This is a genomic window from Brevibacterium sp. 50QC2O2, assembly GCF_024580675.1.
Lineage (GTDB): Bacteria > Actinomycetota > Actinomycetes > Actinomycetales > Brevibacteriaceae > Brevibacterium > Brevibacterium moorei.
The window spans coordinates 279,824-306,180 of sequence record NZ_JANIJZ010000001.1 but is presented as its reverse complement, the minus strand read 5'-3'; the positions used below and the strand labels follow the sequence as shown (position 1 = coordinate 306,180).

The window sequence follows — 26,357 nt, the reverse complement described above, 5'->3', positions numbered from 1 at the left end:
TGCGATATCGGGCCGTGGACGGCCCAGAACAATCGTACCGACAGCATAGAGTGAGGTGAGACACGCGAAAGGACTCTTATGAACAACACGCCATTGACCCGCGCGGATCTGCTGGCCCTCGACGCGGCGGACCCGCTGGCGGGCGTACGGAACGCCTTCGAGCTGCCGGCCGGGGTCATCTACCTGGACGGGAACTCCCTGGGGCCCAAGCCAGCCGGCGCACTCGAGGTGGCGCGCCGGGTGATCGAGGGGGAATGGGGCACCGGCCTGATCCGCTCCTGGAACGACGCCGGCTGGTTCGAGCTGCCCGCGCGCCTGGGCGACAAGGTGGCGGGACTCCTGGGCGGGGCCGAGGGGACGGCCGTGGTCACGGACACGACCTCGGTCAACCTATTCAAGACCGCGGCGGCGGCATTGCGAATCCAGGCGGCCGACCACCCGGAGAAGCGCACCATCTACACCCAGCGCGAGAACTTCCCCTCCGATATCTACATCCTGACCGGGCTGGCCGAACAGCTCAACCAGGGCCGGACCGGCGGCAGCGGCGAACTGGACACCTGGGAGTCGGTACCGGCCGACGCAGCACCCTACCGGGTCGAATTGGTCGACGATGCCGAGGTCGTGGCCTGGGGCGACGGTTCCCGCCCGGTTCCCGAGGACGCGGCACTGATCGTGCTCACGCACGTCAACTACCGCACCGGAAGGCTGTTCCCGATGGCCCAGGTGAGCCGAGCCGCGCACGCAGCCGGTGCGTTGACGGTGTGGGACCTGTGCCATTCGGCCGGGGCCCTGCCGATCGCCCTGCGCGCAGACGGCGCCGACTTCGCCGTCGGATGCACCTACAAGTACCTCAACGGCGGCCCGGGATCACCCGCGTTCCTGTGGGTCTCCCCGGAGCACGTGGGCAGGTTCTCCCAACCGCTGTCCGGCTGGTGGGGTCATAATGCGCCGTTCGCAATGTCCCCGGAGTACACCCCGGCCGATGACGTCAGGCGGTATCTGACTGGAACGCAGGGGATGCTGTCCATGTCGGTGGCCGAGCTGGGACTGGACATCGCCGCCGACTCGGACATCGCGGCTGTACGGGAGAAGTCCCTGGCGATGACGGACCTGTTCATCCGCCTGGTCCGCGAGCGCCTGGCCGACCATCCGCTGACCCTGGTCACCCCGGAGGCGCACGCCGAACGCGGCAGCCAGGTGAGCATCGCGCATCCGGAGGGCTTCGCCGTCATGCAGGCCCTGATCGCCCGTGGGGTGATCGGGGACTACCGCGAGCCCGAGGTGCTGCGTTTCGGCTTCACTCCGCTATACCTGAGCTATGCGGATGTCTGGGACGCGGTGGAGGTGCTGCGCGAGGTGCTCGACGACAAACTGTGGGACGCCCCAGAGTACCGCAGGCGCGGCGCCGTCACCTGAGGTATCCACTGCACCACCCGGCGAACCCGGGATTCCGCGTAGTGCTCGGGGTTCGATACACTTCTGTATTGAAATACAGTTCTGTATCGAACCCCATCTGCTTATCATCTGCTATCAGGAGTCAGCCGGTTTGAAGAAGTCCGCTCTGTCAGTCCTCCCCCTCGCCGCCACGGGCCTCCTGGCACTCGTCCTGGCCGGCTGCGGTACCGGTACCTCGCCCACGAAGACCGGCGATGACCTGACCCCCGCACCCACGGTCTCGCGCGGCGATGACCACAAGGCGAAGTTCGGCGACACGGTCGAATTCGACGATGGGCTCAAACTGACGGTGAAGACGAACGGCACCGAGAAGCTGCACAAGAAGGGCAAGGCCGATGACTGCCATACCGGCGATCCGGTCCGCCTGTACAAGCTGACCTATGTCAACGACACGGACGATGATTACGATGCGGCCGAGGACACGACCTACAGCCTGACCTACGAGAACTCCGATGGGCTCGACGACACCGCCACCGAGGTGACCGACACCCACGATGAGGACCACAAGATCAACGGGCTGCAGGACATCGACCCGATGGAGCCCGGTGAGAAGAAGTCGAAGACCATCGGCTTCTGCGTGCCCAACCGGGACTCCTCCGTCACCCTGACCGTGGACACCGACCGCTCGGAGTACACCCCGCGCACTCCGGTGGAGTACAAGGACTGAGCGCAGCCGCCGCCCGGGCCGGGCCTGTATGGCCCAGTCCGGTCCAGCCCGGTCCGGCCGGGCGGCGTCCCCCGAACACCGGATACAATCGTGAGATGACTCACAACAATGACGTTGTCCCCATCCCCGTTTCCGTCGACGTCCTCATCGTCGGCGCCGGCCTGTCCGGGATCGGCACCGCCTGCTATCTGACCCGCGAGCGCCCCCAAGACGACTTCCTGATCCTCGAGGCACGGGCGGAATCCGGGGGAACCTGGGACAAATTCCGCTATCCCGGCATCCGCTCGGATTCCGATCTGTTCACCTTCGGCTACGAGTTCCGGCCCTGGAGCCGGTCCAATGCGATCGCCGCCGGCGGGCTGATCCGCAGCTACATCCGCGACACCGCCGCCGAATACGGCATCGACGAGCACATCGTCTACAACACCAAGGTGCTGGCGGCCGACTGGGATTCCGAAAGCGCGCGCTGGACCATCACCGCCGAACGCGCCGGGCAGACCATCACGGTCACCGCCCGCTGGTTCGTCAGCGCCTCCGGCTACTACGACCACGACCGCGGGCACACGCCGGTCTTCAACGGCCAGGACGATTTCTCCGGCACCATCGTCCATCCGCAGGACTGGCCGGAGGACTTGGACTACGCGGACAAGCGGGTCGTGGTGATCGGCAGCGGCGCCACCGCCGTCACCCTGGTACCCGCCCTGGCCGGCTACAGCGCGGATACCGGGGCCGAGGCCTCGGCCGGGGATGACGCAGCTGCGGCAGGTGCCACGGGCCCGGCAGGTGCCACCGGCCCGTCGGGTGCGAGCGCGGCGGACAGTGCCGCGTCGGGCGTTCGCGCTGGGGCGGCGGCGCACGTGACGATGCTGCAGCGCTCCCCCACCTTCGTCCTGCCGACCATGACCGAGGACCCCGCCGACGTCCGCCTGCAGCGCTGGCTGCCCGCGCCGCTGGCAGCCAGAGCGACGCGCTACCGGCACATCGTCACCCAGCGCATGGTGTGGCGCAACGCCCAGGACCATCCAGATGAGATGCGCGCCTACATCCGCGCGGCCAATGCCGAGGCCCTGCCGGATGACTATCCGATCGATGAGCACTTCAGCCCCGATTACAACCCGTGGGAGCAACGGCTGTGCTTCGTGCCGGGCGCCGATATGTTCCGGGCGATCAGCGCCGGCGCCGCCGATGTCGTCACGGACACGATCGAGACCTTCGTCCCCGAGGGCATCCGGCTATCCTCCGGGAGGGTGTTGCCGGCCGACATCATCATCACGGCGACCGGACTCGAACTCCTGCAGTTCGGAGGGATCCGGATGAGCGTCGACGGGCAGGACGTGGATCTGCCCGCAACCGTCGTCTACCGCGGCTGCATGCTCAGCGGGGTACCGAACTTCTTGTTCGCCATGGGGTATTTGAACAATTCGTGGACGCTCAAGCTGGGGCCGCTGTGCCGCTATTGGCTGCGCCTGTTGGCGGCGATGGACGAACGCGGGGCCGATGTGGCGGTACCCGATGCGCCGGCCGCAGGTGCCGAGTTGACTCCGATGAACACCTTCGCCGCCGGCTATGTGCAGCGGGCACAGGACACCATGCCGCGGGCCGGGCTGGAATTCCCGTGGTCAGTGCCCGAGGACTACACGGACGACAGGCGGATCCTGCGCGGGGATCCCACGGCCGAACCCCATCTGCGGCTGGGGCCGGCGCGGGTGCGGGCGCGCAGGGCCCGAGCCGCTGCCGACTGAGCCGGCAGAGTTCAGCACTCAGTCGTCGAGCCAGGCTGCGGCGAAGAGCGCGCGGGCCGAATCCTCCGGGGCCGGGTGGAAGATCCCGGCTGCGGCGTCCCGGTACAGGCGCGCGGCCTCGCCGGAGGCGTTGAACGAGGCGCCACCGCCCAAGATCAGCGCGGTCTCCGTGGCCCGGCGGGCCTGGGTGCCGGCGTTGATCCGCGCGGTCAGCAGGCGCTGCGGCCAGCCCGCCCCGTGGTCGGTCAGTTCGTCGAAGTCGCGCGTATAGGCATCGATCTGCGCATTCACCGGCATCTGGGCCATCGCGGCATCGGCCAGGCGCACCCGCCATTCCCCGACCTCGGCCAGGGTGGTGCCGCCCTTGGCGGACTTGCGACGGCGCAGCGCTGCCGCGCCCAGTTCCAGGCCGCGGCGGGCCACCCCGGCGTAGACCGAGGCGATGAGCAGCTGGAAGTTCACGGTGATCCCGAAGACCAGCAGGTCCTTGGCGGCGGCCTGTCCCGGCTCCATGGTCCGCGCGATCCGGTCGGGGCGCATCACGGCGCCGTCGAGGATGGTGGCGCGCGACTGCGAGGCGCGCATACCCAGCACGTCCCAATCGTCCGAGGTCGTCACACCCGGCAGGGAGTCCGCGGTGCCCGAGAGCTTGCCGCCCAGCGCGCCGGGGCGGTCCAGGAAACCGTAGACCAGGCGCGGATCGTCCGGGTTGGAGTCGTCGGTCGCGTGGACGATCAGCCGCGTCCAGGCCGGCGACAGCGAGGTGAAGATCTTCACGCCCGACAGCGCATAGCCGCCTTCGTCCGGGCCTTCGGTGATGGGGACTGCGCGCGTATTGGCGCCCTGGAGCACCCAGTCGTTGGACGGTTCGCTGATGCCGAAGGCGAAGACCTCGCCGGCGGCCGCATCCTGCAGCACCCAGTCCAGGGAGTGATCGCCGCGGGCCCGCAGCGCATGGGCCACGCCCGTGCACATGAGGTGCATGTTGATGGCCAGGGCGGTGCCGGGCGCGGCGGTGGCCAGGCGGGTCTGCAGGCGCGCCACCTGGTTGAGGCTCAGGCCGGGACCGCCGAATTCCTCCGGCACGAACAGGGTCAGATAGCCCTGGGCCCGCAGATCGTCCAGGTCGGCGAAGAAGAAGGTGTTCTGCGCGTCGTAGTCCGCAGCGCGCGAGCGCAGGGTCTCCAGCAGCTCGTCGGGCAGGTAGGTTTCGGCGAGTTCCGCGTGGCGGGCTTCGCGGTCGGTCATGGCGTTTCCTTCACTGTTGAGGGGTTTGATCGGGGATGTGGCGGTCGGGGTTCGCTCACGCTGTGCTCTCACTCACGCAGCATTCTCACTCGGGCTGCATTCGCGAGACCACAAGCGAGGCGTTGTGCCCGCCGAAGCCGAAGGAGTTCGACAGCACATGGTCCAGGTGCTCGACGCGCCGGGCCGCGGTGACCAGGTCGAAATCCGCGAAGGCGGGATCGGGCTGGGCCAGGTTGATCGTCGGCGGCAGCAGCTGGTCTTCCAGGGTGGCGATGGCGATGATCGCCTCGACCACGCCGCCGGCACCCAGCAGATGGCCGGTCGAGGACTTGGTCGCACTGATCGGCGGTGCATCTGTACCGAACACGGTGGTCACGGCGGCCAGTTCTGCGGCATCCCCGGCCGCGGTCGAGGTCCCGTGCGCGTTGATGTGCCCGATTGCCGCGGGTACCAGGCCGGCATCGGCGAGGGCACGGTGCATCGCCTGGGCCGCACCCCGGCCATCGGGGTGCGGGGCCGTCGGGTGGAAGGCGTCCGAGCTGTCGCCGAAGCCGGTGATCCGGGCCAGGGCGCGGGCGCCGCGGGAGGCTGCGGATGAGGCGGATTCCACCAGGATTGCGGCAGCTCCCTGGCTCATGACGAAGCCCCGGCGGTTTGCGGCGAAGGGCCGGCTGGCGGCGGCGGGGTCGTCCTCGCAGCCGCTGGCCAGGGCCCGCAGGTTCGCGTTCGATGACAGGTTGACCGGGCCCAGGCAGTCCTCCATGCCCACGACCAGCATGGCATCGGCGTAGCCGTGGCGGATAGTGCGCAGTGCCCGGCCCAGGGCCACCGTTCCCGATGCGCAGGTGGCGCTGACCGAGTCCGCCGGGCCCTGGATTCCGTGGCGCTGGCTGATGACGGCGGCGGCGGAATCGGGGGCGCCGTGCATTGCCAGGCTCAGCGGCACGCGGCGGGGGCCTTCGGCGTCGAGGAGTCGGGTGGCCTGTTGCATGGCGCGCACGGGGCCGGAGCCGGTGCCCACCGTGACCTGGATGCGCTGTGGGTCCCAGGGCAGGTCCAGGGCTGGTTTGGGGCCCAGCGGCGCAGACCCGGACGGGGCCTCGGCGGCGCCGTCCGACGCTTTCGAGTTCGGGCGATCGCCCGGACCTAGGGCCCGCGAAAGGGCCTGTGCCAGTGCCTGATCGCCGGCGGCCACGGCCCAGGCGACCACGGCGTCCACCCGGCGGGCCTGCTGGCGGGTGAGCACGGCCTCGGCGTCGAAGCCGGTGACCCGGCCGCCGATCCGCACGGCCAGATCCGCGAATTCCGGATCGTCGTCCAGCCGGGTGATCGCGCTGCGGCCGGAGCGCACGGCGTCCCACAGTGCACCGGGGGTCGTGCCCGAGGGGGTGATGGCCCCCAGGCCCGTGACGACGACTTCGCGGAGTTCGCTCAAATCCGCTGCACCCCCAGCTGGTCGGCATCGTGGCCGCCGGATTCGGCCAGCACGATGAGTTCGGCGGTGGCGCCGCGGCGGATCTTGCCGCCCACGGTGCGCGGCAGTTTGTCGATCTTGTACCAGCGGCGCGGTACGAACTGCGGGGCCAGGTTGGCGCGCGCGTGCATGATGAGCTCGGACTTCGAGGGGAAGGTCGAGGACTTGCCGACCTTGGAGTGGGATACGCGTTCCTCGATCGCCAGGGCCACGATCTGGCCTAGGGACTCACTCGGCAGGGCGACCGCGCACACTGTGTTGAGGTCTGCCAGGGTTTCGAAGGCCCGCTCGACTTCCGGCAGGGACACCTTGTGGCCGCCGGTGGCGATGATGTCGCCGGCGCGCCCGGCCAGGCTGATCTTGCCGTCGACGATCCGGCCCATATCGTGCACGGTGCCCCAGCCGGCGGCGTCGCGCAGGTGTTCGGAGCTGGTCGAGGAGACGTAGCCGTCGGACACGGCGCCGCCGGAGATCCAGATCTCGCCCAGTTCCCCGTCCGGCAGGACCGCTGCGGGGCCGTCGCTCAGGGCCAGTTTGGGATCGCGGATCTGCACCTTGATGCCGTCGTAGATGCTGATGAGCGTGCCGTCGCCGTCGCGGGAGTCACCGATGAAGCCCAGTTCGGCAGCGCCATAGTAGCTGACGAGGCGGGCGTCGGGCAGCGCTGCGCCCACCAGGTCGCGGGTGCGGGCGGACAGGTTCGCCCCGCCCACCACCATGAGGTTGACGCTGGTGAAGCGCTCAGGATCGCGCAGGGCGGCGGCGGCCAGGCCCTGAACCACGGCGGGGACTGCGACGATCCGGGAGATCTTCTCCTGGGCGATCCGCGTGCCGATTTCGATGGGTGCGAATTCGTCGGCCACGTGGATGCTGCCGCCCGAGGCCAGGCATTCGATCAGCGCGTAGAGCGTCAGGCTGTAGGACATGGGGCCGGGTGCCAGGGTCTGCACCTGTGGGTCCGGTTCCAGATACGCCGAGGACACGGCGAAGTTGTTGCGATACTGTTCTCTGGTCTTCAGGAAGGCCTTGGGCGCCGAGGTGGTGCCGGAGGAGAAGAGCATGAGGAAGGGCTCGGCGCCGTCGCGCACCGTGGGCTGGGCCAGGTCGTCGAATCCGTCGACCCACTGGGATTCGTGGGAGTGGAACTCCTTGAGGCTGATCGCAGTGCCGGTCCAACCGGCATTGGCCAGGGCCGCGGGCAGGTCGGGGCTGTCCGTGATGACCAGGCCGATACCGGTCGAGGTGATGACGTGGACCTGGTGATCCATGGGCCAGCGCGGGTCCACCGTTGCCGAGACCGCGCGGAAGCCGGCCAGGCCGGCGACGATGCGCGCGGAGTGGTAGGCGGATTTGAGGCTGACGGCGGTGATGGGGATGCCGCCGGTTTCGGGAGCGGGGGCAGGGGGATCGGACTGTTCGGCATGCAGCATGGACACGGATTTGAACATGTGCGCGGAATCGGTCACGAGCTGCGCATAGCTCAGGGATTCGCCTGGGGCGGGGCCGACGATGGCGGGCAGATCGGGGGTGCTGTCTGCGACTTCGAGGATTTTGCGCGTTATGGGCATATCTCTAGTCAACCACCCGGCACTGACCTGCGTCACACCAGTCCATCACCGCAGCACGCCCCCTCGGTCCTTTGCCCCATCCAACAGCTCAGTCCATCACGCCGAATTCGAAGCCCAACTTCTTCAAGCGCTTGACCACCGGGGTGATCGAATCGACGGTCGGCTCATTGTCCTTGTAGTCGTGCATCAGGATGACGGCCACGCGCGTGTCCGTGCCGATCGTGGACAAGGCCCGCTGGGCGCGGCCAGATCCGGTCGAGGAGGCGGTATCCGTGCCGTCGCCGTTCTCCGAGTTCCAGTCGATCCAGCTCATACCCTTGGCATTCAGGGCCTTGTCCGCGGGCTTCATCCCGTTCCAGCCGTGGCCGCCGGGGTAGCGCCAGGTGTGGGTGTTGAATTCGGGATCGACGGCCTCACGCAGATTGGCCAGGGTCTTCTCGTATTCCTTGACGATGGCCTTGGGCTTGGCGACCCGGCCGGGGTACAGCTTGTGGAAGTTATGGCTGTAGCTGTGGATCGCGACGGAGTGGCCGGCGGCGATCTCGTCTTTGAGGTGGGCGGGGCTGCCCTTGCGCTCGACGCCCAGTTCCCCGCCGATGACGAAGAAGGTGGCGGGCACGTCATTCTTCTTCAGCTGTTTGAGCACTTTGGGGGTGGTGTTCGTGGGGCCGTCGTCGAAGGTCAGGAAGGCGATCTTCTTCTTCGGGTAGGTCTTCGATTCCTTCTTCTTGCCCCACAGCCAGTCGTGGACGTCCTTGGACTTGTAGACGTAGCCGGCCTCGTCCGCCGCATAACTGTGGTTGGTGCCCGGCTTCAGGGCCGTAGGGTCCTGGGTTTCAGTGGGCTCCGCCGCGGCCGAGGCCTGGGCGCCGCCGGTGCCGTTCGTCGCGTTGGCAGCGTCGTTGCCGCTGTCGTTCGAGCTGGTGCCCGAGGTGCAGCCGGTCAGCGCCAGTGTCACCGCCAGGGCTGATGTGGTCAGGGTCTTGGCGAGCGTGGCGCGGTGACGAGAGGCTGCAGAGCGCTCAACGGAGCGTGCGACAGAGCGGGGGCTGGTCTTCATCCTTCGATCCTCGCACAGCCGGTGAGGAGTCTCAACTGAGGTGGGGTGGGCAGACTCTCAGCCCATACCATCCGGGCATTAATTTAAAACTCAACTATTTCTCCTAGAGTCTGCGGGACCAGCAATCATCGATCCGACGACAGGCGGCCTCCGCCGTCGGATCCCAAATCTCGAAGGAGCATCGATGTCCACCGACCGCATGCCGACCGAAACGACCAAGACCAGTCCAGCCGGGACCTCGGCGGATTCCGACCGCAGGCTCTTCACACTGCCGACCGCCGTCCGGGACTGGGTTCTGCTCATCGCCCGAGTCCTGCTGGGTGTCGTGCTCATCGCCCACGGCTACCAGAAGTGGGGCATGCAGGGATTCGCCGACGGCGTCGAGATGTTCGCGGGCATGGGCGTGCCGGCCCCGGCAGTAGCACTGGTGTTCGCCCTGGCCGTTGAATACGTGGGCGGCGCACTGATGATCCTGGGGCTGTTCACACCGATCGTCGGCCTGCTGGTCGTGCTCGACATGATTGGCGCCTTCGCCCTGGTCCACGCCGGAGCGGGGATCTTCGTCTCGAGCGGCGGCTGGGAACTGGTCGCCGTGATCGCCCTGGCCGCAGCAGCTTTCGCCGCGGTGGGCCCGGGCCGGCTCAGCCTGGACCGGGCTTTCGTGCGGAAGGCCTGAGCACAGGGCCTCGGCAGGGGTCCTTAGTATGGTGTGCGATCGCGGTCGGTATATGTTGTAACGACCGCGATCACACACGTTAAGCGGCGCTTGAGGGCACCTTCGTAGACTTGCCCCATGGTTCCCGAGGCCCCTCTCCCCCGCCCTGCATCACCGGCCGAACGCGCCGTCATCCGCGCGATGGCTGAGCGGGCGAGAACCACTGATGGTGGTGCGGTCACCGATGATCAGCGCAGCCGGTGGTTGCGGCAGGTCGCCAACTGCACAGTGACCGGCCACTGCGATTGCGGCACCTGCCCGTCCGTTGAGCTGGGCGATGCGGCCGGCAATCCGGTTCCCGATGATGCCGGCCCCCGAGTCGTCCTATCCGCCGGTGCACGCAATCCCACCAGAGGCATCCTCTTATTCATCGACGGGGACCGCCTGTCGTACCTGGAGGTCTACCCGACCGAAGATGATCCGGTGGAGCTGCCGGAGCCGGAGGAATTGGAGTTCTAGGACAAAGCCGTAAAGCGATGAGCGCCAGAAACGGCCCGCCTTGTCAGGACTGTTAGCCTAAAAGACAACTATGACTTGAGTCACCACATAGGAGAGGGCGGCATGGACAAGGGCATCGCGTACCTGGAGCTCACTGAAATCGCAGAACTCATCCGGACACGACGGGTGACCTCGACAGAAGTAACGAATGTGCTGTTGGAGCGCATAGCCGCCCTTGATCCGCAGTTACAGGCCTATGCGACAGTAACCCGTGACCGGGCGTTGTCGGACGCTGCGACGGCCGATGCAGAGATCGACCGCGGGCACTATCGAGGTGCCCTGCACGGGGTGCCAATCGCTTTGAAAGATCTTGTTCACACCGCCGGAATCACCACGACGGCCGGCACAACGGTTTACCAGGACTTCGTTCCCGATCGCGATGGGACAGTAGCCGCTCGCTTGCGCGCTGCCGGTGCCGTCTTGCTGGGCAAGTTGCGTATGACCGAAGGAGCATTCTCCGCTCATCATCCCGATCTGCCGACCCCGGTCAATCCGTGGGACCGCGATACGTGGTCCGGCGTATCGTCCAGCGGATCTGGCGTAGCCGTTGCCGCCGGACTGGCATTCGGTGCCCTGGGGTCGGACACTGGTGGATCGATCCGCCTCCCGTCCGGAGCAAACGGAGTCACCGGCCTCAAACCCACATGGGGACGTGTCAGCAGAGCAGGCATTTTCGACCTAGCTCCCAGTTTGGATCACATCGGGCCGATGACTCGCAGCGCACGTGATGCCGCCGTCATCCTTGAAACGATTGCCGGTTGGGATCCCGCCGATGCGACAACGTCGACGAAGGCAGTGCCCGCCTATTCACAGAGCCTGCGCCTTGATTCCCTCCCGGTGGTCGGTGTCGACAGAGTCTTGAATGCAACCTTCGACTCGGAATCCCAAGAGATGCTCGCTGCCGTCGAACAGGCACTGAGCAATCTGGGATGGCGCATTGTCGAGATCACGACCCCCGATTTCTCCGCCGTCGCCGACGACTGGTCGGCTATGTGCGGGGCCGAGGCCGCGCTCGTCCATGAAGCCACGTACCCCGACCGAAAGAGCGAGTACGGTCCAGTACTGGCCGACCTCATTGAGCTGGGGAGGTCGCTCAGCGCCGTGGACCTAGAACGCATGTCCCAACGACGGCGGAAGTTCTCCGGATCTATGAACCGACTGATGGACGATATCGATATTCTGCTGCTGCCTTCCGTCGGCACAGCGTCCCCAACGATCGCTGAAATGGACGGTCTAGAGGCCGGCACAGAGCTCTTCACCCGGGTCACGGGGCCCACTGCACCCATCGACATGTGTGGACTGCCATCGCTGACGCTGCCTTCCGGTTTCACCGAACGGGGCACGCCCCTGGGAGTCCAGTTCGTAGGACCCCAGTTCTCCGAGGACAAGCTGCTCGCCGCAGGGGACGCCTTCCAGCATGCAACGGACCACCATCGACGCCACCCGGCACTCGACAATCCGGAATCCTGATCGTCACCTATCGGGCCGAGCAGAACCCTGCAGTTCAGCGAACAGCCAGTCGAGCGTTGCAGATGAAGGTCGGTGACCACCGCCGTCCACCGGATGAAATTCGCAGTTCGGAATCAGGCCGGCATAGCGTCGTGCGGCGGATAGCGGAGCGTTGACGTCCTGAGTTCCGTGGACCCAACGGACATCCGCCTGCACGTCTCCCGGATCGAACCCCCAGTTCCTGGCGAAAACGCTGCTGTAGTCGACCACCATCCCATCAGCGCCTGGCACCAGGGCATCGCGGATCGCAGCGTCGGGCTCACCGATGAGCTCACCTGAGAGGATCGCCCACCGTACATCAGCTACCAATCCTTCCAGGGCGTCCCCACTGACCGGGAGCTTTCCTCCAGCGGTAACGGTTGACGCCGCAAGGTGATTCGCGGCGGTGTGCAGCCGTCGGTTCACGTCGATGAGCGTTTCCGCCTCGTCCGGTTCCATCGGAGCGATTCCGGAGAAGACTCCTACCGCATCCACGTCCTGCGGATATCCGGCGGCGAAGGCCAGCCCGTACGGCGCACCTCCGGACCCGGCGATGACAAGAGCCCGAGCGTCCTCTGCTGGACGAATGCGCTCCCACAGTTCGTGCAGATCAGCGGAGAAGTGCATCAGTCCCCCGCCGGATACCGGGCGGTGCGGCTCCGGCGGCCGGCTGGAACTTCCGCCGTATCCTGGCCTGTCGGGGCAGGCGACATGGAGCCGGTTACGTTCGAAGAAGTCGGCATAGGCCGCTCCGCTCAGCCGGCCACCCGGTGTGCCGTGGAGGAAGAACGCAGGCCGTCCCGATGGGTCCCCGTACCATGCCCAGGCCAGTGTTCGTCCATCGGGAAGCGTCATAAGCTGCGCATCAGTCATGCGTGGTCCTCACGCCTGCTACATCACGAAAGCCGGACTCTCCCAACCGGCGCAGGATGCCCACCTGAGCCTCGACTGCGGAGTGAAGGGTGTCCACAGCCACCGACTCATTGGCAGCGTGGGCGTTGGACTCAGGGTCCTGCACTGCGGTGATCAACGGCACTAGGCCGGGGAACTCGGTCGTCAGCGTATCGACGAAGGGAATGCCACCGCCCACACCCATGGTGACGGCGGACTGCGAGTACGCCTGCCCCAGCTCGGCAAGGGCGAGCCTGATGACTGCATCGGCGGACTCCCCGCCCCCGGACCCTGCGCTCCATCCTCTGCCCACGTTGACCGGAACAATGTCGAGCTCCGCGCCCGCACGATTGTGCTGCGCCAGATGCTCGGACACGCATTCCAAAGCCACCTGAGGATCCAGCGAAGGCGGCAATCGGAGGCTCACAACCGCCTGCGCGGTGGGCGTCAGAATATTCGTCGCTTCGGCCACGCGCGGTGCGTCGATGGCCAGGACGGTCAAGCACGGTTGGGTCCACAGTTCAGCGGCAAGCCGCCGCCCGTCTGCCTTTGCAGTCGAGGACGAGGCCATGCCATCCGTGCCCGCACCGCCCTGGGCTTGGCCGCCTATTTCGGGCGCACCGCCGGCCAGACGCAATCCCGGCACGGTCCCCGCGGCCGCGGCCACCTCGGCCATGGTTGCGGCAGCACTGGGGTTGGCAGGGGCCGGATCGGCTACGATGCCGGGGACCGCAACCCTGCCATCCTCATCGACGAGGGAGTCGAGCAGGTGGACCAGCGTTCCCAGCGCATCGGGCAGGGCACCGCCGAAGATGCCGGAGTGCACGGCTCGTTCGGCAGTACGGACCCCGATCCTGATCCCCAAAATGCCCCGAAGGGAATCAGTCAGCGACGGCACGCCCACATCGGAGTTCACCGCATCGGGCAGTAGCGCGACATCTGCTCGCAGGAGGTCACGATGCCGGTGCACGATCCGCTCGAGAGAGGGAGAGGCGACTTCTTCTTCGCCCTCGATGAGCACCGCCACGGTCACCAGGAGCGACCCCATCAGCCGGCGCAGGGTCTCCAGGTGGACGACAATGCCTCCCTTGTCATCAGCGGCTCCGCGCCCAGCCATCCGAGTGCCCCGACCGGCCTCATCCGCTGGGCATTCCGTGAGTTCGAAGGGGTCACCCTCCCATTCGTCGGCCACCACGGGCTGTACGTCGTGGTGGGCGTAGAGCAGAACGGCGGGAGCCCCCTCGGGCCCTTCTCGCCGACCGATCACTGCTGGAGCCCCACCTTCGGTCACGACGGAGCAGGGCACGCCCACTTCCGTGAACATCTCGGCGACCAATCGGGCCGAGGCCGCAACCTGTTCCGCACGTTCCGGTGCGGAACTTATGGAGGGGACTTCAACGAGTCGCTGCAGGTCCGAGAGCATCCGCCGTTCCGCGCTGTTCCGAGCAGTGGATTGTGTCGTTGTCACTTCGTATCGCCTCGCTCCGTGAAGAGAATCTGTCGAATCGCCGCCATTCCGATATCGATCTGCACGTCAACGACCGTACCGATGCCGGTGGCTTGCAGTCCGCATCCGTCCAGCCAGGCCTGTCCGGCCTCGAAGCGGGCGAGCGCAGCCGTCACGACATCTTCCGGGGCCGCGTGCCGACGCAGGGCCTGGAGCAGCATGCCGGCGTAACGTTGCGGGACACTGTGGGCCAACATGACGATCCAGCGCCGAATGTCTGCAGCGGTGGCCGGCTCGTCCATTCCCTCGGCCTGAGCCGTGGCTAGCATGAGCGCGTTGAGCCCGCCCAGCACGCCCGGCCCTTCGGCAATGGATCTGACATAGGGGTCGGTGTCCGGCAGGTAGTCGGAATGGACCGTGAGGAAATCGGTTAGCCACTGCCGATCTTCGTCCAGGGCCGCAGCGGACCGTTGGGCCGCCTGCGCACGCGTGTAGGTACCGGCGTCGGCGGATTCGGTGGGTTCCCACATCGACACCTCGGTCACGATGGACACCGCTCCGAAACGCAGGGACCACGTCATAGCGGACTCCCCCATGGGCAGCACGGATAGGGGATCATCGGGGGCCTGGGCGAACAGTGGGGCGTACATGTCCGTAATCGCAGGCAGCGGGTATATACCCGGGGCGATCGCCTGAGCGCTGGGGTCGTCGATGGGCGCGGGCTCGACGGTCAGGCCGTGCGCCGGGAGGATACCGGACAGGGCCCGCGCGATGTCCGCGTCGCCGCCGATCTGGTGCAGATACGAGCCGCCGATTTCTGCATTGTGCAGCGCCATGACCACTCTGGGCGCGCTGATTTCCAGGGCGCGTTGCAGTGCCCGGCCCTCGGGCATGGTGGATTCGCGCCGGAAATCGCCGGCTGCGGTGTGCAGTTCGACTGGCAGGTCCCAGTCGCAGTATTCGGAGCTGGCCGGTCGGAACAATCCGGTGAAGTACTCACGGCTAGTTCCCGTGAACCCGGTCAACCAACGCTCGTTTCGCACATGGGCATCGGGGTCGATGCACAGCAGCAGGTCGAATCCTGCCTCCTCGAGCAGTTCGGGTTCGGCTACTAGACGTTGGGCCAGGGCGACAAGGGTCGTCACCCCGATGGGTTCATTGGCATGCGGGCCGGCGTACCAGAAGCTGCGCACTGGTGCGTTCCCAAACCGGAACAGGGATAGGGTCCGGCCCTCCCGCGATTCACCCACGTGGACTTCGACGGCGCCGGCGTCCGCAGCAGCTTCTCGCAGCTGTTGGAGGGCCGATTCGTAGGCCAGCAGGGTTAGGCCGACCGGGTGGTCCGATTGAAGTTCGGATGATGTGTGCTCGGGTGACATGGTGAACCTCCACATGGACGCTGGATCGGTCCGCTCAATAAACCGAGAGACCTCTCATTTTATTAGAAGCCTCCAGTCTCACTGTGTCAATGTCCAAACCGTTGTGAGCTCAAACCGCTGTGTGCTCAATCGGTTTACTCCGGGCAGGATCGCTGTCCCAATATCGCATCGACCGCGCCAATGGCACCGGCGGGCATACCCTGCCCAATCGCGACCAGATAGGTCCAGCCTGCGATCAACGATGTCAGGCCGCCCACCAACTGTTCCGCTTCGGCAACCGATGCGCCTAGGTTTCGCACGGTGCGTTCCAGCATCATGTCCAGCCGCTGCTCTGCGAGCTCGTGCGCCAACCGGGGCTGACTACAGGCCAGGATCGACAATTCGATGTCCAGTCGAGCCGCCCGGTGGCCGTCGTCCGTGCGGAGAAAATCGATCAGGTTCACGATCGAACCCCGCAGGACCCGCCAGGTAGACGCTTCAAACATCCGGTCGCGTTTGGTCAGCAGCTCACGTCCCAGGGCCAGCAGGAGTTCGGCCTTCGACGGGAAGTACGCGTAGAGATTGCCCATGCTGACACTCGCGACTCGGCAGACTTCGGTCGTCGAGAATCCAACCGCACCGGAATCCACCAGGACAGTGGCGGCGGCCTCCAGGATTCCGCTCCGCCGCGCCGCCATGAACGCCGCATCACGCTTGGGCACTCCCGCCTCCCTTCGGCTCCAAATCCTCCAGCAGGCGAGAGAAGGCGTCCCGCTGCGCTTCGAAGGCTGGGACAAAGCGCCTTTGTTCGGCCACGCTGATCCCCGCCTCGCCGGCCGCCCGCTGCCATCCAGCCACTGCCCGGGCGACCTCAACGATGATCCCGGCGGCCCGGGGCCGGTCCAAACCGCAGAGCCCGGCAAATTCGAGCACGGCGGCGGGTTCGTCGGCGATGTCCACCGCACCCAGAATCGCAGTCTGGCGCCCGGTCCCGAGGTCGGGGTTCGGATTGATGTCGAAGGCGGGACTCAGCCGCCAGCCGGGCGCGCTGCGCAAGAAGCCGTGATTTCGCAGATGGTCGTCGGTGTTGTGGATGAGCACGGAGAAGACGACCCGCCGGAACAATCCGGCTTTGTCCGCTACCCAGTCCGCGCTGAGGTCCTCGATCGCGTCGACGATATCCAAATAGTCGCCGAGCTCCCCGTCGGAACGTTCTGTCGCAGTCATCGCGCTCATATATCCGATCCGCTCGTCACCGGGACCTCGATCGAATCGGTCCAACAGCAGGACCGGTCGATGGGACAGCCGGGCCAGGCGGTGACCCGACACCGCGATACCGGCATCGGCCGCCAGCTGCAGCGCCACGTGTTCCCATGCGACTGAGGACGTGGAGGAGCCCGGACGAGTGAACTTCGCCATGAGCAGCCGCCCGTCGTCCCCTCGCACGGCAGCCTTGGGGTGAGCTCCACCGAGTGAACCTGTACCGGCCGACAACAGCTCTTTGATTGCCGTGTCGTCACCGGCAGCCACCAGATCGGCGGCGTGCTGCAAGCGCGGCAGAGAGACCAAGCGCGGAACCTCCGTATGAGCCGCTAAAAACCGCCCATCGGGCAACCTGCCGAATCGCAAAGCACCTTGCCTGGTCTCATCGCTGACACCTAGAAGGAAGTCCACATCAGTGAGCTGCCGACCTCGCTCCAGCCCGGACTCGACCGAGCGTCGGAACTGCTTCGCCACCAGATTTCTACCCCACCGATCAGGAGAAGCATCTTGAAACACCCGAGGCATTCCGGCCGTCGAAGCCGGCGCCGCCCCCAAGGGTAACTGAGGATCTATCGCATAGGCGGCAGGGCTACTCAGATACTCACTCGCATAGGTGAACGTGGTCGAAACCCGGCCGCGAACAACGTGAAAGTACGCGGTTCCGACCCGAACCATTCCAGTTCCAGCTCCCGTCGTCTCAATGAAGACTCCCACCGTCATATCGCTCATCGCCGCACCCGTTCCGGCAACTTCTGATTCGACCGCAGTCTGCCAAGGTCCGTGCCGAGCGGATCGAACGCTCCCACGATGTGCGGCAGTTGACCCAGCGCATCCGCCACCGCGACGACCGCGCCGAAAGACACACCGACGTCCCCGGACTCCACCTTGTACAACGTGGACCGAGAAATCCCAGCCCGGGTAGCGACCTCGTCTGCTTTGAGCATCTGCAGCTTGCGCCAGTTCCGCAGATGTTCGCCTATCTCCTTGGCCTGGCGCTGAACGCTTCTCTTAAGCGGCATCGTCATCCTTATGTTTGCGATCCAACACGCTAATACAGATAACTTCCGTAATTACGGGCACTAGGGCGAACCGCAGAAGTTCCACGGCCGCCCTCATCCCCGCATCGCAGGGCCAACTCAACCCATCTCTACTAGACCGGGTCATCTCGGATTCCGAGCAGCACTGACGCCGGCGGCGGTGTGCGAATCCGCCATGCCATGTCAGTGCCACCATCTAGTGTTGCAAATGTAGACGTACCGGGAAACAGCGGCTCATCCCTCTACATTTTTTTGTCTCTAGTAGACATTGACGTGTATCTCGATCCACCATATGATCATCACAAGAACGATCCCCACCGAATGAACCACTAGAGCCTCACCGAGGAGGACCCCCACTATGCGCGACTACCTCACCCTTGCCGACCATCTGTGGGCGAAGACGGGACGCAATCCCGACACCCACGAGATCACCCACTGGCTTCCACTCCCCACTCACCTGTTCGATACGGGAGAAGTGGCGGTGCGGCTCCTGCATCACCGGGTCTCCCCACAACAGCGCAGGGTCCTCACCGCATCACTGCCGGCTGACGTCGAACTCGAATGCCTAGTCCGGTTCCTCGGTGCATCGCACGACCTGGGGAAGTCAGGGCCGGCTTTCCAGGGGCAGGTGGACCAGATGGCAGGACAGGTCCTCAGGCGCACTCAGGACCTCTTCGACGACCCGGACTTGGCCCTGAACACCCACGATGCCGAACCCGTCGCAAGCCAGGGCGAATTCCCACACTCCCTGGCCTCGGAGATCATCCTGGCCAGGGTCCTCGGCGAAGACTATGGACTGCAACGGAGGGGAAAGGTCTCGCCGCTCAAAAAGCAGGGAGTCCAACCCGTCGAGGTGGACATCAACCATCAGTTGTCCAGCATCGCCGGGGCCCACCACGGGATGAGCACGCCCGAGGCATTCACAAGAAAACAAATCCGGCAGAAGCCATGGCCGACGCGACTCGGTCTTGCGGGCTCCCCTTGGCCACATGTGCAAAGGGCTCTTGCCCACCGCATCATCGACACTTCGGGCACCGACTTCGCATCCCCCGTGTGGAAGGACCCGGATTTCACCCTTGACCAGGCGGTCCTATCACTGTTGACAGGATTGGTGATCCAGGCCGACTGGATCGCATCGAACCAGGACGTTTTCCCCTTGATCGAGCTGGAGGAGGACATCGACTTCTGCGCACCGACACAGGAGCGAGTCGACCATGCTTGGAGACAGTTGCGGCTCCCCGCTCAATGGCGGCCGGCATCGGTGCCCTCAGCGGATGCGGCGCTGCACCACAGGTTCGACCTGCCCGATGCCGCCAAACCGCGGCCCGGTCAATCAGCTGCTTTCAACGCGACCAAGGACATCACGGAGCCCGCACTGCTCATCCTGGAAGATGAAACAGGCGCGGGCAAGACCGAGGCAGCACTTCTGGCAGCGGAGAACCTGGCCCAGGCCACCGGCGCCACCGGTGTGTTCATCGGTCTGCCCACTCAAGCGACCACGAATGCGATCTTCACCCGCGTCGCCGAATGGCTGCGCCACGTTGAATCGTATTCCGCCGACAGCCAGGTGTCCGTCGCCCTGGCCCATGGCAAATCGCTGCTGAATCGGACCTATCGGAACATGCCTCGCATCAGACCCAAGGACGCCTCGGATACGGCCGAACTGTCAGACGCCCTGGATTTCCAGGACCCACCGCCCCAGACCTCCGCCGAATGCCAAGACACGCCCAGCGGCAATCAGCGCACCAAAATCCTCCGGCCAGGAACCCACGACTGGTTATCCGGTCGCAAGAAGCGCATCCTGGCCGACTTCGTCGTGGGAACCGTCGACCAACTGCTCATGGCCTCCCTTAAGGCGCGTCACGTCATGCTGCGGCACAGCGGGTTCGCCAATAAGGTCGTCATCATCGACGAGGCACACGCCGCGGATACCACGATGAAGGTCTTCATGCGGGGTTCCCTGGAATGGCTGGGCCGCCTCGGCGCTCCCACGATCATCCTGACCGCCACACTGCCCCCGGCACAGAAAACCGAGCTCCTCGAGGCATACCGTCGAGGCCTGCGGCAGAGGGCAGCGGCCCAGAAGCTGGCCCTGGCCGGAGAAACAGACAATATCGGCGACGATACCGCAGCGGCCCCTTCGGCGCCCACCGCAGCGCCCAAGTACCCGGTGCTCACCGTGGCGACCGGGACCTCGGTCACGGAGACGGAATTCCCCGGCAGGCCGAACCGGTCGGTCGCATTGCAGGAACTGGCCGACGATGATTCGGCCCTGGTGGCAACAGTTCGCGAACTCATCGCGGAAGGCGGCTGCATTGCGGTGATCCGGAACTCCGTGAAACGCGTTCAGCACACCGCACAGCTGCTCCGCGAAGCCTTCGGCGCCGACATCGTCAATGTCGCACACGCCCGCTTCGCAGCCAGTGACCGCGCCCGGTTGGACCAAAATCTGTTGGACCGCTTCGGCAAGACCGGTGCACGCCCCGAACGGGCCATCGTAGTTGCATCCCAGGTTGTCGAACAGAGCCTCGACATCGATTTCGACGCGGTCATCACCGACCTGTGTCCCGTCGACCTGCTGATTCAACGGCTCGGCCGCGTCCACCGGCATGCGGGCCGGACGCGCCCACAGCCCTTGAGCGATCCTCGCTGCTTCATCACGGGCATTGCAGAACCGACCGCCGTCCCGCCGAAGATCAACGGGGACAGCGTCGCCATCTACGGTGAGCATGTTCTGCTCCGCTCGCTCGCTGCACTACAACAGGTGTGCGGGGTGCCCGGCACCCTTACAACGCCGGCCGACGTTCCGACACTAGTCCACACCGTCTACGGAACCGACCCCATCGGTCCGGCGGACTGGCAACCGAAGATGGCCGAAGCCGCCAAGAAGGATGCGGACAAGCAAAGGGATACTGAGGATTTGGCGAATCGCTGGGCGATGGTCCCCAAGCTGGCAGCCGGCGGCCTGGACGGTTGGCTGCAGGAAAACGACGGCGAGGCAGACGACCCCGATCCGTACAACCGCGCCCACGGCAGGGTCCGTGACGGCTCCGAATCCATCGAGGTGCTGCTCGTTCTCACCGATGGCACCGGATGGCGGACCCTGGACTGGCTGCCCGAACACGGCAGCGCTGTCATCCCGGACGAAGGCCCCGTGCCCTGGCCCGTTGCCGAGGCGGTGGCCAACTCATCGATCCGTCTCCCCTTCCATATGTCGAAGGGCAGGGTAGGCGATGCCGTGATCGGCGAGTTGGAGAAACTGGGACGCTCGAACCTACAACTCGCACCACTCCTACGCGGGCAATTGATCCTGCCCCTGCACACCGATGAGGCGAGTACGCACCGTTGCACGGGCCGGGTCGGAGATTGGACCATCACCTATGACGTGGACGATGGTCTCCAGGCATTCCGCCGATAAGAACTCGCCACACAAGTCACCTACGGAAAGGCATCCCATGTCCACATCCCCCACCATCCACGCAGAGGAGGTGACCACCCAGATGAACTCACCCTTCTTCAACCTCGTCGACGAACCGTGGATCCCGGTCCTGCTGACCGATGGCACTGATGCCGAGTTGTCCATCATCCAGGTCTTCGAACGCGCGGAGTCGATCCGTCGGCTCAATGGGGAACTCCCCACCATGCGGCCGACCATTCTGCGCATCCTCATCGCCGTCATGTCAAGAGCTCTGGGGCTCCCCAAGGATCCCGACGACTGGGCCGGCCGAGTCGCCGACTGGGAAACGGTCACGACCAAGGTCGAAGGCTACCTGGCGAAGCATCGCGAGCGTTTCTGGTTACGGCACCCCAACGAACCGTTCTTCCAGGTGGCAGACCTGGGCCCGGCCAAGGGGGAGCCCAAGGGCCTGGGCGCATTCGTGGCCGACTACCCCGCGAATGTGCAGATGTTCACCCAGCGCGGTCCCGATAGCCTCGAACGCATGGCCCCAGCCGAAGCCGCACGCTGGTTGATCCACACCCAGGCATACGACACCTCCGGCATCAAGACCCCGGACCGCCGCGACCCCCGGGCCAAGGGCGGAAAGGTCTATCCCCTGGGAACCGCGTGGGGAGGCAAAGGCGAAATCCTCATCGCCTCAGGCGAGAACCTCGCTTTCACCCTGCGGCTGAACTACATTGCCCCGGAGAGCATCGAGGCCATCAGCGGGCCGGAGGACCTCCCTCCATGGGAGCGTCCCCATCCCGGACCCCTGGCGGAGTTCGACACCCCTGCCAGGCCCCGGGGCTTCCTCCAGGTCTACACCTGGCAGGCCCGGCGCCTACGCCTGGTCTTCGACGGCGAATCGGTCGTCCGGGTCGTACTGTGCTACGGCGACCCGCTGGCTGAGCAGAACCGACGCAACCTGGATCCCATGATGACCTGGCGCTACAGCAAACCGCAGTCGAAGAAGCTCGACACGACAGTGTTCATGCCGGGCATGGTCGACCCCAGCAAGGCCGTGTGGCGAAGCTTAGCCGCCTGGCTGCCGACCAAGGCACAAGCGCGTGTCGAGGAACAACCACAGTTCAAAGAACCTGGAGTTCTCCAGTGGATCGGCAAGCTGGCCAGCGCAGAGATGCTGGATAACAACTTCATGCCGGACATCTCGACATTCGGAGTGGAGTACGGACCCCAGAGCGCGACCTTCGCCGAGGTCGCAGACGACAGCCTCAAAGTGCCTCCTTTCCTCCTTGCAGAGGACGCGGTCGACGCCGCGAGCACCGTATTGGCCGCGATCGACGACGCCGACACCGTCGCCTGGTATCTGGGGACGTATGCCGTGAACTTGGCCAAGGCACGGGGGATCGACGCGGCCGACACACCACGCACCGAGGCCAGGGAGGAAGCGTATCTAGTCTTTGGCAAGCTCTTCAAACAGTGGCTGACACTCTTGGAGGAGAACACCGCCTGGTCCGAGGCCCGCACACACTGGCAGAAGGCAGTCAAAGTCGCGGCATTCAACCAAGCGAAGACCATGGCCGATGAGGCCGGTGAGGAATCCTACATCGGACGCCTGATCGATGTTGAGAACAAATCCTGGCTCAATACCGAGCTGGCCCTGATCTATCTGCGCAGGGGGTTGGCCAAAACGCTCACCCTCGCCTTTGAAGAGGAGAATCATGACGGCTAATCCTGAAACAGAGACCAGAGCGGAGTCCTCTGCGGAGAAAGCAGAGGGATTCGTCCGATCCCGCGCTGCGTCGCTGCAGAGCCACTACCTTGAGGGCGATCCATCGGCCCGTGCTGCCCTGGCCCAGCTCCGACACGCGACATCTGCCGATCCCGGAACCGCATGGAAGGTGGGCGAATACCTCATCCCGGACTTCCTGCCGAACAATGATCCAGACACGGAAACGTACGGCCAGAACAGGTACGACAGGGTGGAGATCGCCGTTCACATCGCGATGACCAGCTTCGCTCAATTGCAGCAGTCCAAGGGTGTTCCCATGCACGTCCAAGGGCGTGGCCTGGGCGAAGCAGCACGAAAGCTGGCCGACGATCCCAATGAGCATATGGAACGCGGTGCGGTATGGGAACGTTTGGCGAAAGTCGCCCAAGCGGAATCCGTTGCCGGGCTGCAGCGGCAGTTGCGCAACCTCGTGGGCCTGTTCGAACGCCGTGGCATCGGACTGGACTTCGGCATCCTCGCCAAAGACCTGTACTTCTGGCAGAACCGTCCGACCAGGGCGAATGTCCAACGGAACTGGAGCCGAGATTTCTTCAGATACCGCAAGGACTCGGATTCGGCAACCGTAGCCCCATCCCAAGCCTGAGGCGCTTCACGCACACACCATCCATCCACTGATAACCGAATTCCCTATTAGGAGAACACCATGTCCAACACCTTCCTCGACGTCCACGTCCTGCAGTCCGTTCCGCCCAGCAACCTCAACCGGGATGACACCGGTGCGCCCAAGACAGCCTTCTACGGCGGCGTCCGCCGGGCCCGGGTATCCTCCCAAGCGTGGAAGCGGGCGACCCGCACGGCCTTCGGCCAGTATGTGGACAAGGACGAACTCGGAATCCGCACGAAGCGCATCATCGAATTGCTGGCCAGGGAGATCACCGCTGTCGATCCGACGCTGGAAGACAGCGCGGAGGAACTGGCCGAAGACGTCGTCAAGGCGATCGGGGTCAAGGTCGAAAAGTCCAAGACCGAGGCAGCCTACCTTCTGTTCTTCAGCCATCTGCAGATCGCAAAGGCCGCCCGCCAAGCGGCCGAGGACCACAACAACGGGGTCAAGTTCGCCAAGAAGACGTACAAGGAGATCCTCGCCGCGGACAATTCCCTGGACATCGCCCTGTTCGGCCGGATGATCGCCGACCTCACCGATTTGGGCGTCGACGCCGCCGCACAGGTGGCCCATGCGATCTCCGTGCACGCGGTCGAATCCGAAGCCGATTATTTCACCGCGGTCGACGATGCCAAGGCAGCGGACCCGGACCGCGACGCGGGCGCGGGAATGATCGGCACAGTCGAATTCAACTCCTCGACCCTGTACCGCTATGCCACGGTCAACCTCGCCCAGCTGCAAGAGAACCTGGGCACGGCCGAGGCCGTCGAACAGGCGTTGGGAGCCTTTGCCAAGGCCTTCGCCTTGAGTCTGCCCACCGGCAAGATCAATACTTTCGGTAACGAGACCGTCCCGGCCGCCATCGTGTACTCCGTGCGTACCGACCGCCCCATCAGCCTGGTCGAGGCATTCGAAGAGCCGATTGGGGCGGGCCACGGATATGTCGCGCCGGCAGTCGAAAGGCTCGTCGCCTATGCACAGGACGTCGACGAGACCTACGGAGCCGCACGCGGTTACTGGACCGCTGGGCTGGGCGATAAAGCGGCTGAGCTCGACTCCCTGGCTCGGCGTTCCACCCTGGACCAGGCGGCGAGCGATGCGGTGGCGTTCGCGGTCTCCGCGCTTCGGGAATCCCAGGGGGCCTGATGAGCACCCTGTTGCTACGGCTCGCGGGCCCCATGCAATCGTGGGGAGTCAGGGGCCGTTTCACCCGCCGGACCACGGAGATGCAACCGACCAAGTCCGGCGTCGTCGGGCTCCTGGCCGCGGCGCTGGGGCGCCGACGCACCGATCCCATCGAGGACCTCGCACAGCTGTCCTTGGGCGTGCGAGTCGAGCAGTCGGGCAAGCTCATGCGCGATTTCCAAACAGCGCAGCGCACGGGGGTCACGGCGCCACTGTCCTACCGTTACTATCTGAGCGATGCCGTCTTCTTGGCCGCGGTCGGGGGTCCCGACGACTTCGTACAGAGTCTGGAGGCCGCGATGGCCAGCCCGGTCTTCCCCCTGTACCTGGGCCGCAGGGCCTTCCCACCAGCAGGGCAGCTGAGCCTGGGGGTCCATCGGGAATCGATGCCAGAACTGCTCCGGGCCACTCCGTGGAAGGCCAGCCCTCGGGTCATGAAAGACAACCACAATCATGTGGTGAAGGTTCGCATCGTCCGGGACCTGTTACCAGGTGAAACCCCGACGGCAACCTACGAGGACGAGCCCGTGAGCTTCGACCCCGACCGCCGGGTCTTCGGCATCCGGCAGGTTGTCGAGGACTGGGAAGACATCGTCAACCCAGCGGTTCCAGCGCAGCCGCCCGGGACCTCGGCCCCGGAACCGGTCTTCGACAAACACGATCCCTTCAGCTATTTGGGAGGCCAGATTGTTTCTTAGCAAGCTAGAGCTCAACGGTGCCAGGCGTGGCACCGGCCGTCTCCTCGCCTCGCCCCAGCGAATGCACGCGGCAGTGGCCGCTTCGTTCCCGGCCGAGGACGCGGTCGATGCCGCCGGCACCGGTGCCCGAATCCTGTGGCGGGTGGACGCCGGCAGTCACAATCCCGTGGTCTATGTGGTGAGTCCGGAGACCCCGGATTTCACCCACATCGTCGAACAGGCGGGCTGGCCGACCAAGGTCTCGTGGGGAGTGGCCGACTATGCACCACTGCTCGATCGATTGGCGGAGGGTCAGATCTGGCAGTTCCGGCTGGCAGCCAATCCCGTGCACAACGTCGCCGGCGCACGGGGAACCCGCGGTAAACGGGTCCCCCATGTCACCGTGGCGCATCAGGAGGAGTGGCTCTTGGGCAAGGCGGACCAGATTGGAGTTGCATTCGATGTGGAATCCCCCGCTGCAGGCTCACCGAGAGCAGGTTTCGATCCAGCGGTCTCGCCTCCGTCATTCCGTATCGAAGAACGCAATGTCTTGCGATTCGCGCGAAGGAAACAATCCGGAGAAGGAAAGGCCAAACAGGTGGCCATTACCCGGGCCCGGTTCGACGGGCTATTGCGGGTCACGGACCCGGAGTCGCTGCGGAGGGCGTTGGTACAGGGCATCGGCCCGGCAAAGGGCTACGGCTGTGGTCTGCTGACTCTGGCCCCAGTCCCCCAGTCCTGACGCCGAGGTTCCTATCCTGCGTGTGGCCGGGCGGCACCTGGGTTCT

22 protein-coding genes and 1 pseudogene are annotated in these 26,357 nt (G+C 65.4%); 12 read left to right on the top strand and 11 right to left on the bottom strand.

The genetic code is table 11. From position 1 onward, the window contains the following. The first annotated feature begins 78 nt into the window (after positions 1-78). From kynU to NQ038_RS01200, 3 genes are all read left to right on the top strand, one after another. Positions 79-1,416: a kynureninase gene (gene kynU, locus NQ038_RS01210; protein ID WP_257061567.1), complete on the top strand. Its 1,338-nt coding sequence runs from the start codon at positions 79-81 to the stop codon at positions 1,414-1,416. 130 nt (positions 1,417-1,546) lie between these two features. Further along, the gene (locus NQ038_RS01205; RefSeq protein ID WP_257061565.1) at positions 1,547-2,122 is read left to right on the top strand and encodes a hypothetical protein; all 576 of its coding nucleotides are present in this window, start codon (positions 1,547-1,549) and stop codon (positions 2,120-2,122) included. 95 nt (positions 2,123-2,217) lie between these two features. After that, positions 2,218-3,864 carry an NAD(P)/FAD-dependent oxidoreductase gene (locus tag NQ038_RS01200; protein ID WP_257061563.1) on the top strand — a complete coding sequence of 549 codons (1,647 nt, stop codon included), beginning with the start codon at positions 2,218-2,220 and terminating at the stop codon, positions 3,862-3,864. Between the two features lie 18 nt (positions 3,865-3,882). Here the strand turns inward: NQ038_RS01200 and NQ038_RS01195 are convergent, their stop codons facing one another. From NQ038_RS01195 to NQ038_RS01180, 4 genes are all read right to left on the bottom strand, one after another. Next, positions 3,883-5,112 (bottom strand): acyl-CoA dehydrogenase family protein, encoded by a 1,230-nt coding sequence (locus NQ038_RS01195; RefSeq protein WP_257061561.1) that lies wholly within the window; start codon positions 5,110-5,112, stop codon positions 3,883-3,885. A gap of 85 nt (positions 5,113-5,197) precedes the next feature. Further along, positions 5,198-6,547, bottom strand: coding sequence for a beta-ketoacyl synthase (locus NQ038_RS01190; protein ID WP_257061557.1), 1,350 nt, complete (start codon positions 6,545-6,547; stop codon positions 5,198-5,200). Beyond that, on the bottom strand, positions 6,544-8,154 hold the full coding sequence (locus tag NQ038_RS01185) for a class I adenylate-forming enzyme family protein (RefSeq protein WP_257061555.1): 1,611 nt from the start codon (positions 8,152-8,154) through the stop codon (positions 6,544-6,546). Before NQ038_RS01185 ends, NQ038_RS01190 begins: the two co-directional genes overlap by 4 nt. A gap of 88 nt (positions 8,155-8,242) precedes the next feature. Then, the gene (locus NQ038_RS01180) at positions 8,243-9,214 is read right to left on the bottom strand and encodes a polysaccharide deacetylase family protein (RefSeq protein WP_257061553.1); all 972 of its coding nucleotides are present in this window, start codon (positions 9,212-9,214) and stop codon (positions 8,243-8,245) included. Between the two features lie 184 nt (positions 9,215-9,398). Here NQ038_RS01180 and NQ038_RS01175 point away from each other — a divergent pair, with 184 nt between their 5' ends. The 3 genes from NQ038_RS01175 to NQ038_RS01165 all read left to right on the top strand — a co-directional run bounded on the left by NQ038_RS01175 (position 9,399) and on the right by NQ038_RS01165 (position 11,897). Further along, positions 9,399-9,890: a DoxX family protein gene (locus NQ038_RS01175; protein WP_257061551.1), complete on the top strand. Its 492-nt coding sequence runs from the start codon at positions 9,399-9,401 to the stop codon at positions 9,888-9,890. Positions 9,891-10,007: 117 nt separating this feature from the next. Continuing rightward, on the top strand, positions 10,008-10,388 hold the full coding sequence (locus tag NQ038_RS01170; protein WP_257061549.1) for a hypothetical protein: 381 nt from the start codon (positions 10,008-10,010) through the stop codon (positions 10,386-10,388). Between the two features lie 102 nt (positions 10,389-10,490). Further along, the gene (locus NQ038_RS01165) at positions 10,491-11,897 is read left to right on the top strand and encodes an amidase (RefSeq protein ID WP_257061548.1); all 1,407 of its coding nucleotides are present in this window, start codon (positions 10,491-10,493) and stop codon (positions 11,895-11,897) included. A gap of 3 nt (positions 11,898-11,900) precedes the next feature. On the opposite strand, the gene NQ038_RS01160 is transcribed toward NQ038_RS01165, so the two are convergent. The 7 genes and pseudogenes from NQ038_RS01160 to NQ038_RS01135 form a co-directional block, all read right to left on the bottom strand. Beyond that, positions 11,901-12,788 carry an alpha/beta fold hydrolase gene (locus tag NQ038_RS01160; protein ID WP_257061546.1) on the bottom strand — a complete coding sequence of 296 codons (888 nt, stop codon included), beginning with the start codon at positions 12,786-12,788 and terminating at the stop codon, positions 11,901-11,903. Continuing rightward, positions 12,781-14,274: a M20/M25/M40 family metallo-hydrolase gene (locus NQ038_RS01155; RefSeq protein ID WP_257061544.1), complete on the bottom strand. Its 1,494-nt coding sequence runs from the start codon at positions 14,272-14,274 to the stop codon at positions 12,781-12,783. Before NQ038_RS01155 ends, NQ038_RS01160 begins: the two co-directional genes overlap by 8 nt. Continuing rightward, on the bottom strand, positions 14,271-15,632 hold the full coding sequence (locus NQ038_RS01150) for a hypothetical protein (RefSeq protein ID WP_257061541.1): 1,362 nt from the start codon (positions 15,630-15,632) through the stop codon (positions 14,271-14,273). The genes NQ038_RS01155 and NQ038_RS01150 overlap by 4 nt, the downstream gene beginning before the upstream one ends. Before the next feature lie 134 nt (positions 15,633-15,766). Beyond that, entirely contained in the window at positions 15,767-16,333 is a 567-nt protein-coding gene (locus tag NQ038_RS01145) for a TetR/AcrR family transcriptional regulator (RefSeq protein WP_257061539.1), read from the bottom strand. Further along, positions 16,320-17,180: a type II toxin-antitoxin system HipA family toxin gene (locus NQ038_RS01140; RefSeq protein ID WP_257061537.1), complete on the bottom strand. Its 861-nt coding sequence runs from the start codon at positions 17,178-17,180 to the stop codon at positions 16,320-16,322. Before NQ038_RS01140 ends, NQ038_RS01145 begins: the two co-directional genes overlap by 14 nt. 153 nt (positions 17,181-17,333) lie before the next feature. After that, a pseudogene (locus NQ038_RS15530) lies at positions 17,334-17,549 on the bottom strand (HipA N-terminal domain-containing protein); the annotation flags it as partial. A 50-nt stretch (positions 17,550-17,599) separates the two neighbouring features. Next, positions 17,600-17,893: a helix-turn-helix domain-containing protein gene (locus tag NQ038_RS01135; protein ID WP_257061535.1), complete on the bottom strand. Its 294-nt coding sequence runs from the start codon at positions 17,891-17,893 to the stop codon at positions 17,600-17,602. A 376-nt stretch (positions 17,894-18,269) separates the two neighbouring features. Here NQ038_RS01135 and cas3 point away from each other — a divergent pair, with 376 nt between their 5' ends. The 6 genes from cas3 to cas6e are packed head-to-tail and all read left to right on the top strand — an operon-like array spanning position 18,270 to position 26,311. Then, entirely contained in the window at positions 18,270-21,329 is a 3,060-nt protein-coding gene (gene cas3, locus NQ038_RS01130; protein ID WP_257061533.1) for a CRISPR-associated helicase Cas3', read from the top strand. Between the two features lie 37 nt (positions 21,330-21,366). Further along, positions 21,367-23,043 carry a type I-E CRISPR-associated protein Cse1/CasA gene (gene casA, locus NQ038_RS01125; protein WP_257061531.1) on the top strand — a complete coding sequence of 559 codons (1,677 nt, stop codon included), beginning with the start codon at positions 21,367-21,369 and terminating at the stop codon, positions 23,041-23,043. Continuing rightward, the gene (gene casB, locus NQ038_RS01120) at positions 23,033-23,686 is read left to right on the top strand and encodes a type I-E CRISPR-associated protein Cse2/CasB (protein WP_257061529.1); all 654 of its coding nucleotides are present in this window, start codon (positions 23,033-23,035) and stop codon (positions 23,684-23,686) included. The genes casA and casB overlap by 11 nt, the downstream gene beginning before the upstream one ends. A 60-nt stretch (positions 23,687-23,746) precedes the next feature. Then, positions 23,747-24,853, top strand: coding sequence for a type I-E CRISPR-associated protein Cas7/Cse4/CasC (gene cas7e / locus NQ038_RS01115; protein ID WP_257061527.1), 1,107 nt, complete (start codon positions 23,747-23,749; stop codon positions 24,851-24,853). After that, complete coding sequence (cas5e, locus tag NQ038_RS01110) at positions 24,853-25,590, top strand: type I-E CRISPR-associated protein Cas5/CasD (RefSeq protein ID WP_257061524.1); 738 nt, start codon at positions 24,853-24,855, stop codon at positions 25,588-25,590. The genes cas7e and cas5e overlap by 1 nt, the downstream gene beginning before the upstream one ends. Beyond that, positions 25,580-26,311: a type I-E CRISPR-associated protein Cas6/Cse3/CasE gene (cas6e, locus tag NQ038_RS01105; RefSeq protein WP_257061521.1), complete on the top strand. Its 732-nt coding sequence runs from the start codon at positions 25,580-25,582 to the stop codon at positions 26,309-26,311. Before cas5e ends, cas6e begins: the two co-directional genes overlap by 11 nt. The last annotated feature ends 46 nt before the right edge of the window (positions 26,312-26,357 follow it).